The following is a 13,264-nucleotide window of genomic DNA, read 5'->3' on the forward strand; positions in this document are numbered from 1 at the left end:
TCGAGAGAGTATGAATTCTCCAATTGATAAACTAGAGAGAAAGCTCGGCTACCAGTTTCAAGATGCCGGGCTTATCAACTTGGCGCTGACTCACCGCAGCGCCAACAGTAAGCATAATGAACGTCTTGAGTTTCTGGGCGATTCAATTTTAAGTTTTGTCATCGCTGATGATCTGTACCATCGTTTCCCGAAAGTGAACGAGGGTGACATGAGCCGTATGCGTGCTACTTTGGTTCGCGGACATACATTGGCGGAACTGGGTCGTGAATTCGATCTAGGAGATTATTTAAAATTAGGTCCAGGTGAATTGAAGAGTGGCGGTTTCCGCCGAGACTCTATTTTAGCCGATGCGGTTGAAGCCATTATTGGCGCAATTTACCTAGACAGTGATCTTGAAGTTGTGCGAGGCATTGTACTGAGTTGGTATCAGTCACGCCTTGAAGCCATTAAACCAGGCGTTTCACAGAAAGATCCGAAAACTCGCCTACAAGAGTTCCTACAAGGCAGAAGAAAACCGCTGCCTGTCTACACAGTGACTAATATTAAAGGTGAAGCGCACAACCAAGAGTTCACGGTTGAGTGCGAAGTAGCAGGTGTGGATAAGCCTGTAATCGGTAAAGGCACCAGCCGCCGCAAGGCAGAACAAGCGGCTGCTGAAACAGCACTTGAGCAATTAACAAATGGCTGATAACGAATTCGATATCGATGCATTTTTTGCATCCAATGGTGAAGTAAGTTCACCAGAAAACCAGCACTGTGGCTTTATTGCTATTGTTGGTCGTCCAAACGTAGGTAAGTCGACACTTTTGAACAAGATTTTGGGTCAGAAGATTTCGATCACCTCTCGTAAGCCGCAAACGACACGCCACCGTATTATGGGTGTGGATACGGACGGCGATTACCAAGCGATTTACGTTGACACGCCTGGACTTCACATTGAAGAAAAGCGTGCGATTAACCGTTTGATGAACCGTGCAGCTAACTCGTCATTGAGTGATGTAAACCTTGTGTTCTTCTTAGTCGATGGTACGCATTGGACTAAAGACGATGAGATGGTGCTGACCAAACTTCAAAAATCGAACTTCCCAGTTGTGCTTTGTGTAAACAAAGTCGACAACGTACAAGATCGTAATGACGTGATGCTACACATGGCGGAGATGTCTAAGAAGATGGACTTCGTGGATGTTGTGCCAATCTCTGCCAAGCAAGGTAAGAACATTGACGTACTGCGTAAGCACGTGCGTAATCACTTACCTAAAGCAACGCATCACTTCCCAGAAGAATACGTGACTGACCGTTCTCAGCGTTTTATGGCGTCTGAGATTGTGCGTGAAAAGCTGATGCGCTTTACTGGTGAAGAGCTGCCATACTCAGTAACGGTTGAAATTGAACGTTTTGATTATAACCCCGAAACCGACGGTTTCCACATCAATGCCTTGATTCTTGTTGAGCGTAATGGTCAGAAGAAAATGGTGATTGGCAAAGGCGGCGAGAAGATTAAAACCATTGGTCGCGAAGCGCGTTTAGATATGGAAGAATTGTTCGGTCGTAAAGTTTACCTAGAAACCTGGGTTAAAGTGAAATCTGGCTGGGCAGACGACGAACGAGCGTTGCGATCGTTGGGTTATATAGACGATTTATAATCTTGGCTGCGAAGGTGCTTCGCTCCAACATCGATGAAAAATCAGTATCGATTAAAATAAGGAGCCGCTCGGCTCCTTATTTTTTATTTCACACTTTTTAGGCACAATGACTTAGATGAGTAATCTGTCTTCCGAAGGTTTACAGCGCTGTTTTGTATTGCACCGACGCCCTTACAGTGAATCGAGCTTAATCCTTGATGTATTTAGTGAGGAATATGGCCGAATGACTTTAATGGCCAAAGGCGCGCGCAGTAAGCGTTCGAACTTAAAAGGCGCATTGCAACCTTTTACCCCGCTATTACTTAAATGGTCGGGGAAAGGCTCAATGAAAACTTTGCGTCAAGCCGAGCCGATAAGTCTAGGTTTGCCGTTAACGGGCATTAATCTCTACTCAGCCATGTACGTCAATGAACTGATTGGCCGTATTTTGATGGCTGAAGTGCCGATGCCTGCACTATTTCATGATTATTTGCATGCGTTAACCGAGTTGGCGCACAACGAGAACCCTGAGCCTGCACTGCGTCGTTTTGAGTTAGCCTTGCTGTCTGCGATGGGGTATGGCGTGGATTTTTTGCATTGTGCAGGTACCGGCGAGCCCGTCGATCCAGAAATGACCTATCGTTACCGGGAACAGAAAGGGTTTATTGCTTCGGTTAGGCGCGATAACCTCACGTTTTTAGGGAATGAACTGATTGCTATCAGTGAGCGGCGGTTCGTCACTAAAGAGCAGCTAAAAGCGGCAAAACGCTTTACACGTATAGCCTTAAAGCCGTATCTTGGCGGCAAACCTTTAAAAAGTCGTGAATTTTTCATTCAGACCCCCAGAGCACGGAGTAACGGAAAATGAGCTCAATTTATTTAGGCGTCAATATCGACCATATTGCCACTCTACGTAATGCACGTGGTACAAAATACCCAGATCCTGTTCACGCTGCTGAAATTGCTGAGCGTGCAGGCGCGGACGGTATCACTATCCACTTACGTGAAGACCGTCGCCATATTTTGGATCGTGATGTACGTATTCTGCGTGAAACCATTCAAACGCGTATGAATCTAGAGATGGCAGTGACGGACGAAATGGTTGAGATTGCGCTGCAAACTAAACCAGAGTTTGTGTGTCTAGTGCCTGAAAAGCGTGAAGAACTGACGACGGAAGGTGGCTTAGATGTAGTAGGGCAGCTTGAAAAAATTAAAGCTGCGACGAAAAAGCTGACAGATGCGGGAATTAAAGTTTCGCTCTTTATTGATGCTGACCGTCAACAGATTGAAGCTGCGAAAAAGTGTGGTGCTCCGTTTATTGAGCTACATACTGGCCACTATGCAGATGCGACGACAGAAGACGAACAACAAGCTGAACTGAAGAAGATTGCCGCTGGTGCGAGTTATGCACATGATCTAGGTATTATTGTTAATGCCGGGCATGGCCTGACTTATCACAATGTCGCACCAATTGCTGCATTACCAGAAGTTTACGAACTCAACATTGGTCACTCAATCATTGGTCGCGCGGTATTTGATGGTTTAAATAAAGCGGTTGCTGACATGAAAGCACTGATGATTGAGGCTCGCCAGTCATAGGGCTATCTAGATGGCGATTATAGGGTTAGGGACCGACATTGCAGAAATTGAGCGTATTGAAAAAGCGTTAGCTCGTAGTGGTGAACCTTTTGCTCAGCGGATTCTTTCAGAAGAAGAAATGGCCAAATTCTCACAGCTTAAGCTGCAAGGTCGTTATCTTGCTAAGCGCTTTGCTGTTAAAGAAGCTGCCTCAAAAGCATTGGGAACGGGGATCGCAAAAGGGGTCACGTTTCACGACTTTTCCATCTCGAACGATGAGCTTGGAAAACCAGTACTCGCATTGACGGGCACAGCCAAGCAAATAGCGGATGCGATGGGTGTTAACCACATTCACCTGTCCATTTCCGATGAGCGTCATTACGCTGTGGCGACGGTCATTTTTGAATCCTAGCTTGTAAGTCTTAAACAAAATACTAAAAAGCCAGAGCATTTGCTCTGGCTTTTGTTTCTCTTCAATAGATCACTGTTCAAGGTATAACTTTGCGGTTGTTGTTACTTTAATCATTTCATCTTGCAGCTCGAACATTTCAGGCTCAACCTCCTCAATACTGATCCCTGAGCGCAGTGCTTGCTCAAGCGTCGCACAGAGTGACTTCAGCCTTGGAACGCCACAATATGAACTACTGCCGTGCAGCTTATGGATGACATGAATTAGGTCATCACGAGAGATATCTTCTTGCTCCAGAGCTTGGTCAACGACTGCTTCTACTTCAGGGATGAACTCAATCAACATGCGCAGCATATCTTTGGCGAGATCCTCTTTATTCGCGCTCTGTTTCAAGGCCGCTTGCCAATCAATAATCACATCCTGTTGAGGTGAAGAGACGGATTGTGGTGCGCTTCCTTCAGGTTCATCAACGTATGAAGGGGCGACTTTGCCAATGCTCTCTGTACAAGCATTTGGGTTCCAGTGAACCAAAACCTGTTGTAGCACATGCTCTTCAATAGGTTTGGTCAAGTAGTCATCCATTCCTGCCGAGAGCAAGCGGTCTCGTTCCCCTGCCATGGCATGCGCCGTTACCGCAATCACTGGCGTGTCTTTATTTAGCTCCAACTCTTTAATGTGCTTACAAGCGGTCACACCATCCATTTGTGGCATTTGAATATCCATGAAGATTAAATCGTACTTTTTCTCTGTCGCCAGGTTCACCGCTTGCTGGCCATTGCTACAGGCGGTGACGGTTTCTACTCGTTCGCGGAGTAGTGCAGAGATCAGCTTCAAGTTTGCAGGGTTGTCATCCACTGCTAGTACAGTGAGAGGTAAACGGTCCCCTTCGCTTGGCGTAATTGGAGCGCTTAATACCGGTGGCGATTCTACATGTTCGCTAATCAGGCTTTGTAGCAACTTACGGCGAGACAATGGTTTCGTCAGGCACTGGACGTGATGCTCTGTCATAATTTGGTCGGCAAGTGCCAGTTCGGTACTCGGCGTCCCTAGGATCACACTCGGAGCCATGCGTTTCGCTTGCTCTATCCAAGGTGTAATGACGTCTGTATCATGCGTTTGATTCGCAGCTAAATTCAGTAATACATAGTCATATTGTTCTTCGTTTTTCGGTAGCGAAGAACGGTAGGTCACTAAGATACCTTCTTGACTTAGAATCTGCTGGGTGACGGACGCGGCTTGCATGTTTGGTTCAATCAACAGCAACTGCTTGCCCGTTAGAAGTTCCACTTCAATCAGTTCGCTCATCGGCATTTCGGTTGAGTGCAAGCGCACCGTAAACCAGAACGTCGAACCTTGGTGTAGACGGCTGGTTAAACTGATTTCGCCGCCCATCTGGCTCACCAGTTTCTGAGTGATAACCAGACCAAGGCCAGTACCGCCGTAACGACGTGAAATACTGGCATCCGCTTGGCTAAAGGCTTGGAACAACTGCGCTTGCTGACGCTCAGAGATACCAATACCTGTATCGCGCACCATGAACTGTAACTCGACGGAGTCCCCAGATTGAGAGCGCATTTCAACACTAACATCAATGTTGCCTCGCTCGGTAAACTTGATTGAGTTACCGACTAAGTTCGTCAAAATTTGCTGGATACGTAGTGGATCCCCAACTAAACCCGGTGGAATTTTAGGGTCCACTTTTAGGGTGATTTCTAACCCTTTCTCATGTGCACTCGTGGCTTGTAGGTTAATCACTTCTTCTAAACTTTCTCGGAAATCAAACGGAATGTTTTCCAGCGCCAGCTTACCCGCCTCAAGTTTCGAGAAGTCGAGAATGTCATTGATGATGTTCAGTAGATTGTTCGCCGACTTCTCAATCGTCTGTAGGTAATCAGTTTGGCTGTTAGAAAGCTGCGTTTTAAGCATTTGACGAGTAAAGCCAATCACCCCATTGAGCGGAGTACGCAGTTCGTGCGACATGTTCGCCAAGAACTCAGATTTAACCCTGGCCGCTTCTTGCGCGCGTTTCTTCGCGATATCTAACTCAACGTTCTGAATCTCTAGCTGCTCAAGCGTTTCACGCAAGTCTGATGTGGCTTGGTCTATACTGTGCTGCATCTCCACGTGATATTCCGATAGCGATACCGCCATGGCGTTAATACCGTTTTTCAGTTGGTCTAACTCACCGTGCATTTTACCTTCGATACGCACGTCTAAGTGACCACGGCGAATGCGGTCAACGACATTCTTCATGTGGGTGATAGGCTGGGTAACATCGTGCATCAGACGTGAAGCAAACACACTTGCCAAGCCAAGACCGAGTATAAGAACTAAAAAAGCAGAGAAAACTTCTTGATACTGTTGCAGCCTTAAAGAGGAGAGATCTAACTCAACGGCAATATAACCAATTGCTTTAGTTCCTTGGCTTTCGTTCGACAACTCCGCTAAATAGTGACCCTCGGATAAAATAGGTACGCGCAATATCAGTGAGTTTTCGTAGATTTCCGAATTGCCCAGTTGCGGGATCGGTTTATCTTTAGGGAACATCAAGGCTTCGAAATTAGGGTGAAAGTTAGATGTCACGAAGAGCTCATGATGTTCATCAAACACCGCGATACTACGAACCAGTTTAGAGTTTTTGCGATGGGCGTAGCTTATCAAACGACGTACCGCCTCTCGGCTTTCTGATAGTAGATGAGTTTCACTGGCAATTGCTAACGGCTCAATGATGCTGTTACCAGTGGTGATAACTTGTTTCTCAAGGTCTTGGTAGCGATTAAATGAGAAAAAGCCGCTCAGTAATAAACCAATGATGAGAGTGGGAGCGAGAGTCAGTGTAATTACACGTGCTCGTAAGCCATATCTGGTCATGTTATCTAATTACATCGGAGTCTGGATATGGGAAAATAACGCATTATTTCTCAAGCGCACGATAAGGCGTTGAGCAAAGAAGTGACGTCACCTAATAAACGGTAAGCATAATCAAGTCACTCGAATCACACAACGGCTGCAATCAAGAATAGTGAAGCCGAAGAGCAATTAGACATAAATCAGGCATAGAGCATGGCACGCATCTTTCAACCGAAAAAGAAAACCCAACTCAATACTCGTCATCAAGCGGTGCAAGTGGAGCGTTTAGATCACCACGGCGCAGGTATTGCTTACCTAAAGAAAAAACCGCTGTTTATTGATGGCGCATTGCCGGGAGAAGAAGTCGTCACACAATTAGTGGAAGAAAAAAGTAAATTTGCTCGCGGTAAACTGATTAAGATTCTCAAGCCGAGTGACACTCGCGTGGAGCCATTTTGTCCGCATTACCACGAGTGTGGTGGCTGTGATTTGCAACATCTAGATTATGACCAACAATTGACGTACAAACAGCAAACACTGCGTCAGCTGATGCGAAAATTTTCAGGCAATGATATCGAGCTTGATGCGCCATTATTAGGGGATTCACTGGCCTATCGTCGTCGTGCGCGAGTGAGCTTATTTGTCGATAAAAAAACACGTCAGCTACATTTTGGTTTCCGTAAAAAGCAGAGTAAGCAAATCGCGCAAGTGACCGACTGCCCAGTGCTGGCGCCGGAACTGAACGTTCTGCTTCCAGAGATTTATTCAGCACTAAAAGCGTTTAAAAAGCCGGAGCAATTGGGCCATGTAGAGCTGGTACTTGGTGATAATGGGCCGTGTATTACGTTGCGTCACTTGAGTGCTCTGACAGCGAGTGAAACTCAATCTCTAACGGAGCTGGCAAAACGTCGTAATGCATCGCTGTACTTAATGCCAGCAACAGATCAGCTAAACCTTGTTGAAGGTGATATGCCTTTTTATCAAGAAGTTGGCGTGAAAATTCCTTTTGCGCCAAATAATTTCATTCAAGTGAACCAAGCCGTAAACCAAAAAATGGTCAAGCAAGCGGTTGAGTGGTTAGACCCGCAAAAGAGTGACCGAGTGTTAGATTTGTTCTGCGGCGTAGGCAACTTCAGTTTACCGATTGCGAAGTTAGCTAAGCACGTGGTTGGGGTTGAAGGTGTTGCAGAGATGGTCGAAAAAGCCACAAATAATGCATCCTTGAACCAAATCAATAATGCGCAATTTTATCACGCTAACCTTGAGCAAGATTTTGAAGGGCAGGTCTGGGCGGCAGAACGGTTTGATAAAGTGCTGTTAGACCCAGCACGCGCGGGGGCAAGTGGGATCATCGATCAAGTTTCTGAGCTTGGCGCACAGCGTGTAGTTTATGTTTCTTGTAATCCTGCTACCCTTGCTAGGGATAGTCAAAGCTTGATAGAGCAAGGCTATAAATTAACTAAATTAGGTATGTTGGACATGTTCCCTCATACCAGTCATCTAGAATCGATGGCATTGTTTGAAAAGTCCTAACTTTAGGACTTTGACCCCTTATTTGTGGTGGGTGGTCATAAAGCCAGCGTGTACGCGCGGTAAAAAGAACTAACCTGGACGGTGTTAGTCAAACCACACGAATATAATAATTAGGATGATGAGATGGTTGCGGTAAGAAGCGCGCATTTAAACCAAGATGAACAGTTTGAACTCGAAAACTGGGTGGCTAGCCTAGGACAAGAGAAAAACACAGCCTCACGCTTAATCGAAGTATATCGAGATTGCCAGACGGTATTAGCTGATAACGAGCAAGCGGAGCTGTTGTTGTGGCGTGGACGAGAAATGATCGAAATTTTGATCACCTTGTCTATGGATCAAGCCACTTTAGTGGCTGCTCAACTGTTTCCTTTGGTTTCAAGTGGTGCTTTTAACAGAGAAATTCTGGAAGAGAAATACAGCAAAGAAATCATAAAATTAATCGACGGCGTTGAAGAAATGGCTGCTATTGGCCAACTCAACGTCAACATGGAAGGCAGTGCAGCGTCATCTCAGGTAGATAACGTACGCCGCATGCTGCTTGCCATGGTGGATGACTTCCGCTGCGTGGTTATCAAGCTCGCGGAACGAATTTGTAATCTTATTGAAGTTAAAAAAGCGCCTGATGAGGTTCGACGTGCGGCGGCAAAAGAGTGTGCCAACATCTATGCGCCGCTAGCAAACCGATTAGGCATCGGTCAGCTGAAATGGGAAATTGAAGATTACGCTTTCCGCTACCAACAGCCGGAAACTTACAAACAAATTGCCAAGCAGCTTTCTGAGCGACGCATCGTTCGTGAGCAGTACATCAAAGACTTTGTTGAAGACCTCACGCACGAAATGGAAGTGTCAGGTATTAATGCCGAAGTGAGTGGGCGACCTAAGCACATCTACAGCATTTGGCGAAAAATGCAGAAGAAGAGTTTGGCATTCGATGAGCTGTTTGATGTTCGAGCAGTACGTATCATCGCAGACAAACTGCAAGATTGTTACGCGGCTTTAGGCGTAGTTCACACCAAATACAAGCACCTACCGAGCGAGTTTGATGACTACGTTGCTAACCCTAAACCAAACGGTTATCAATCGATCCATACAGTAATTCTAGGGCCAGAAGGCAAAACCATCGAGATCCAGATTCGTACCAAGCAAATGCATGAAGAGTCGGAACTGGGGGTTGCAGCGCACTGGAAATATAAAGAAGGGGCAAGCAGCCGAAGCGGTTATGATGAGAAGATCACGTGGCTGCGTAAGCTACTGGATTGGCAAGAAGAAATGTCTGACTCTGGCGAAATGCTCGATGAGCTGCGCAGCCAAGTCTTTGATGATCGCGTCTATGCCTTTACACCTCGCGGCGATGTTGTCGATTTACCAATGGGGGCAACGCCGCTAGATTTTGCCTACCATATTCACTCCGAAGTGGGACACCGTTGTATCGGCGCCAAAGTCGGAGGCCGCATCGTACCGTTTACTCATAAACTACATATGGGGGATCAGGTTGAGATTATCACTCAGAAAGAGCCTAACCCATCACGTGACTGGTTAAACCCATCATTAGGCTTCGTTCATTCTGGCCGCGCGCGTGCCAAAATTAACGCCTGGTTCCGAAAGCAAAGCCGTGAGAAGAACCTCGAAGCGGGTCGTGAAATTCTTGAACATGAGTTAGCAAAAATTGGCGCAACGTTAAAAGATGCTGAGCATTACGCTCTCAAACGGTTTAACGTCAAAACACCAGATGAGCTTTACGTTGGTGTTGGTAGCGGTGATTTGCGTATCAACCAAATCATTAACCATATTAATGCGCTCGTTAACAAGCCAACGGCAGAAGAAGAAGACCAGCAAGCACTGGAAAAACTGCAAGAAGCAGAGCACAAATCACCAGCGCAAAGCCGACCGAAAAAAGACGCCGTCGTTGTAGAAGGCGTTGATAACCTAATGACGCACCTAGCGCGTTGCTGTCAGCCAATTCCAGGTGACGATATCTGTGGCTACATCACGCAAGGCCGCGGGATTTCAGTACACCGTAGTGACTGTGAACAGCTAGAAGAACTGCGCCATCACGCGCCAGAGCGTATCATCGATACTGTCTGGGGCAGCGGCTTCGTCGGGTCATACATCCTCACCGTCCGTGTTGAAGCGATGGAGCGAGGTGGTCTACTCAAAGACATTACGACACTGTTCGCCAACGAAAAGATCAAAGTGACCAGTATGAAGAACCGAGTCGATTACAGACGTCAACTTGCCATCATGGACTTTGACCTAGAAGTCACCAATATTGAGGTGCTTTCTCGTGTTTCGAAGCGGGTAGAACAAATAAAGGATGTCATGACGGTGAAACGCCTCGGCTAGTTTTTACGTCACATTTGGCTTTTTATCTGCGTTAGCTGCACTTAGTCGCTCCATCACATAGCTGGCTATGCTCAGGAGGCTCATAAGTTTGCTGCCTTGCTAAAAGAGCTAACTGTTTAGTAAAAACCGACCAATGAAATAACTTAAGGTGAGTGGTTTTGGCTGCTCACCTTTTTCTTTAGTAGAAAGGTTTAAAGGAACAAAAAATGAGTCATCCAATTGAACAGTTAGAACAAATCATGGCGAAGTTGCGTGACCCAGAAAACGGTTGCCCTTGGGACTTAAAACAAACCTTTGACACCATCGTTCCGCACACCATCGAAGAAACTTACGAAGTGGTGGACGCGATTCAAAATCGAGACTGGACCAATCTAAAAGAAGAGCTAGGGGATTTGTTGTTTCAGGTGATTTTTTACAGTCAGCTAGCGAAAGAGCAAGAGCTGTTCGACTTTTCGGATGTCGTCGAAACCGTGAATGAAAAACTGACTCGTCGCCATCCGCATGTTTTTTCAGATGTTGAGTTTGAATCGGACGAGGAAATCAACGCCAACTGGGAAGCGGAAAAAGCAAAAGAAAAAGCGCAGGTAGGCAAAGCGGAAGAAAGTATCCTAGACTCAATACCAAACTCTTTGCCAGCACTTTCTCGTGCTACAAAGATACAGAAAAAATGTGCGAAATATGGATTTGACTGGGACTCTCTTGGCCCGGTCGTCGATAAGGTGCGAGAAGAAATTGATGAAGTCATGGAAGAAGCACTACAAGTTCAGCCTGATGAAGAAAAAGTGGAGTTGGAACTCGGCGATTTGCTATTTGCGACCGTCAATTTGGCACGCCATCTTGATAAAAACCCAGAAGTCGCACTAGGTAAAGCAAACTTAAAGTTTGCGAGACGTTTTAAGCAAGTTGAAGGAAAGGTCCAGCAGTCAGGCAAAGCGCTTACAGATTGTTCTTTATCAGAGCTCGACGATTTCTGGGATGAAGTAAAGCGAGAAGAGTCTATATAGGGGAAAATAAGCGGAATATACAATATGAGGCCAGTTTGCCTCTTAACACGAAAACGGACTTTGGTTTGTCTTTGCTCACTTTGATTTGAAGCAAAAAATAAAAAATTACGGTGTGATAGATTTCACGTTGTGGCGGTAAGGAGCTTCTGGTATATTTATCTCCCGTCCAGAAGCACTCCATTTCCCTCATTCAACCAATTTCAGGTTAAACATGACGACAAATTACATTTTTGTTACTGGCGGGGTTGTATCCTCTCTAGGTAAAGGTATTGCAGCAGCATCTCTTGCGGCTATTCTAGAAGCTCGTGGTCTTAAAGTGACTATGATGAAGCTTGACCCTTACATCAACGTTGACCCGGGCACAATGAGCCCTACTCAGCACGGTGAAGTGTTCGTTACAGAAGATGGCGCAGAGACTGACCTTGACCTTGGTCACTACGAGCGTTTCATCCGTACCAAGATGACCAAGCGTAACAACTTCACTGCAGGTCGTGTTTATGCCGACGTACTTCGTAAAGAACGTCGTGGTGACTACCTAGGCGCAACTATTCAAGTTATCCCTCACATCACTAACGCGATCAAAGACCGTGTAATTGCTGGCTCTGAAGGCCATGATGTGGCTATCGTTGAAGTTGGCGGTACCGTTGGTGATATCGAATCACTACCATTTATGGAAGCGATTCGTCAGCTAGCCGTTGAACTAGGCCGTGAGCGCGCAATGTTCATGCACCTAACACTTGTTCCTTACCTAGCGGCAGCGGGCGAAGTGAAAACTAAGCCAACTCAACACTCTGTAAAAGAACTTCTATCTATCGGTATTCAGCCAGATATCCTGGTTTGCCGTAGCGACCGCGTTATTCCAGCGAATGAACGTAAGAAAATCGCACTATTCTGTAACGTTCCAGAAAAAGCAGTAATTTCAATGAAGGACGTAGATTCTATCTACAAGATTCCTCAATTGATCAAGTCTCAAGGTCTAGATGATCTTGTGTGTGCTCGCTTTGGCATCACAGCTCCTGAAGCTGACCTTTCTGAGTGGGAACAGGTTATTTACGAAGAAGCAAATCCTACTGGTGAAGTAACCATCGGTATGGTTGGTAAATACACTGAATTGCCAGATGCATACAAGTCTGTGAACGAAGCGCTTAAACACGCTGGCTTGAAAAACCGTCTAAGTGTCACAATTAAGTATGTAGACTCACAAGATATCGAAACAAAAGGCGTTGAGCTGCTAGAAGGCTTAGACGCGATCCTAGTTCCAGGTGGCTTCGGCGATCGTGGTATTGAAGGCAAGATCCGTGCGGCTCAATATGCACGTGAAAACAATGTGCCTTACCTAGGTATTTGTTTGGGTATGCAAGTTGCACTAATTGAATACGCGCGTAACGTTGCGGGTATGGAAGGTGCACATTCAACAGAATTTAACAAAGAGACTAAGTACCCTGTGGTAGGTTTGATCACAGAGTGGGTAGACGAGTCAGGTAACGTAGAAGAGCGTACTGAAAAGTCTGACCTAGGTGGTACGATGCGTCTTGGTTCACAGCTATGTCACCTAGAGAAAGGTACGAAAGCTCGTGAACTTTACGGTAGCGCGACGATCCATGAACGTCACCGTCACCGTTACGAAGTGAATAATGTGCTTCGTCCGCAAATCGAAAAAGCAGGTCTGAAAGTTTCTGGCCTATCAGCGGACAAGAAGTTAGTGGAAATGATTGAGAACCCAGCTCACCCATGGTTTGTAGCGGCTCAGTTCCACCCAGAATTCACATCGACTCCTCGCGATGGCCACCCATTGTTTGCAGGTTTCGTTAAGGCTGCGGGCCAAAACGCACGCGGCGAATTCGAGAAGTAAAAGGATACGGGCGGCGGCGAAGGTTGTGCTGCTGCCCTTTAAAATTGACATTTATATTTGAAACGAGAGGAAA

At 46.1% G+C, this 13,264-nt stretch carries 10 protein-coding genes; 9 read left to right on the plus strand and 1 reads right to left on the minus strand.

What is annotated here, in order from left to right:
• Positions 1-10: 10 nt before the first annotated feature.
• The 5 genes from rnc (at position 11) to acpS (ending at position 3,612) form a co-directional block, all read left to right on the plus strand.
• Positions 11-688, plus strand: a complete 678-nt coding sequence (rnc, locus tag NB463_RS20250; protein ID WP_005380932.1) for a ribonuclease III — start codon at positions 11-13, stop codon at positions 686-688.
• Entirely contained in the window at positions 681-1,643 is a 963-nt protein-coding gene (gene era, locus NB463_RS20255; protein WP_054575403.1) for a GTPase Era, read from the plus strand. Before rnc ends, era begins: the two co-directional genes overlap by 8 nt.
• Positions 1,644-1,758: 115 nt before the next feature.
• On the plus strand, positions 1,759-2,490 hold the full coding sequence (gene recO / locus NB463_RS20260) for a DNA repair protein RecO (RefSeq protein WP_005384578.1): 732 nt from the start codon (positions 1,759-1,761) through the stop codon (positions 2,488-2,490).
• Positions 2,487-3,221, plus strand: coding sequence for a pyridoxine 5'-phosphate synthase (gene pdxJ, locus NB463_RS20265; protein WP_258432145.1), 735 nt, complete (start codon positions 2,487-2,489; stop codon positions 3,219-3,221). The genes recO and pdxJ overlap by 4 nt, the downstream gene beginning before the upstream one ends.
• A gap of 10 nt (positions 3,222-3,231) precedes the next feature.
• The gene (gene acpS, locus NB463_RS20270) at positions 3,232-3,612 is read left to right on the plus strand and encodes a holo-ACP synthase (protein WP_005380927.1); all 381 of its coding nucleotides are present in this window, start codon (positions 3,232-3,234) and stop codon (positions 3,610-3,612) included.
• Between the two features lie 69 nt (positions 3,613-3,681).
• Here acpS and barA read toward each other — a convergent pair whose 3' ends face one another.
• On the minus strand, positions 3,682-6,480 hold the full coding sequence (gene barA / locus NB463_RS20275) for a two-component sensor histidine kinase BarA (RefSeq protein WP_258432146.1): 2,799 nt from the start codon (positions 6,478-6,480) through the stop codon (positions 3,682-3,684).
• A gap of 192 nt (positions 6,481-6,672) precedes the next feature.
• On the opposite strand from barA, the gene rlmD reads away from it, so the two are divergent.
• The 4 genes from rlmD to NB463_RS20295 all read left to right on the plus strand — a co-directional run bounded on the left by rlmD (position 6,673) and on the right by NB463_RS20295 (position 13,191).
• The gene (rlmD, locus tag NB463_RS20280; protein ID WP_258432147.1) at positions 6,673-7,992 is read left to right on the plus strand and encodes a 23S rRNA (uracil(1939)-C(5))-methyltransferase RlmD; all 1,320 of its coding nucleotides are present in this window, start codon (positions 6,673-6,675) and stop codon (positions 7,990-7,992) included.
• A 123-nt stretch (positions 7,993-8,115) separates the two neighbouring features.
• Positions 8,116-10,335 (plus strand): GTP diphosphokinase, encoded by a 2,220-nt coding sequence (relA, locus tag NB463_RS20285; protein WP_005393896.1) that lies wholly within the window; start codon positions 8,116-8,118, stop codon positions 10,333-10,335.
• 206 nt (positions 10,336-10,541) lie between these two features.
• Positions 10,542-11,339: a nucleoside triphosphate pyrophosphohydrolase gene (gene mazG, locus NB463_RS20290; RefSeq protein ID WP_257889247.1), complete on the plus strand. Its 798-nt coding sequence runs from the start codon at positions 10,542-10,544 to the stop codon at positions 11,337-11,339.
• A gap of 211 nt (positions 11,340-11,550) precedes the next feature.
• A complete protein-coding gene (locus NB463_RS20295) occupies positions 11,551-13,191 on the plus strand; it encodes a CTP synthase (protein ID WP_005393892.1) in 1,641 nt (546 codons plus the stop codon).
• Positions 13,192-13,264 lie beyond the last annotated feature (73 nt).

The sequence above is a fragment of the Vibrio sp. RM-41-2B genome (genome assembly GCF_024744415.1).
GTDB lineage: Bacteria > Pseudomonadota > Gammaproteobacteria > Enterobacterales > Vibrionaceae > Vibrio > Vibrio diabolicus.

Bases quoted from the DNA above. Each gene is read 5' to 3' on its own strand.
- era (WP_054575403.1), top strand. From the start codon at position 681: ATGGCTGATAACGAATTCGATATCGATGCATTTTTTGCATCCAATGGT.
- barA (WP_258432146.1), bottom strand. From the start codon at position 6,480: ATGACCAGATATGGCTTACGAGCACGTGTAATTACACTGACTCTCGCT.
- mazG (WP_257889247.1), top strand. From the start codon at position 10,542: ATGAGTCATCCAATTGAACAGTTAGAACAAATCATGGCGAAGTTGCGT.
- acpS (WP_005380927.1), top strand. From the start codon at position 3,232: ATGGCGATTATAGGGTTAGGGACCGACATTGCAGAAATTGAGCGTATT.
- rnc (WP_005380932.1), top strand. From the start codon at position 11: ATGAATTCTCCAATTGATAAACTAGAGAGAAAGCTCGGCTACCAGTTT.
- recO (WP_005384578.1), top strand. From the start codon at position 1,759: ATGAGTAATCTGTCTTCCGAAGGTTTACAGCGCTGTTTTGTATTGCAC.
- rlmD (WP_258432147.1), top strand. From the start codon at position 6,673: ATGGCACGCATCTTTCAACCGAAAAAGAAAACCCAACTCAATACTCGT.
- NB463_RS20295 (WP_005393892.1), top strand. From the start codon at position 11,551: ATGACGACAAATTACATTTTTGTTACTGGCGGGGTTGTATCCTCTCTA.
- pdxJ (WP_258432145.1), top strand. From the start codon at position 2,487: ATGAGCTCAATTTATTTAGGCGTCAATATCGACCATATTGCCACTCTA.
- relA (WP_005393896.1), top strand. From the start codon at position 8,116: ATGGTTGCGGTAAGAAGCGCGCATTTAAACCAAGATGAACAGTTTGAA.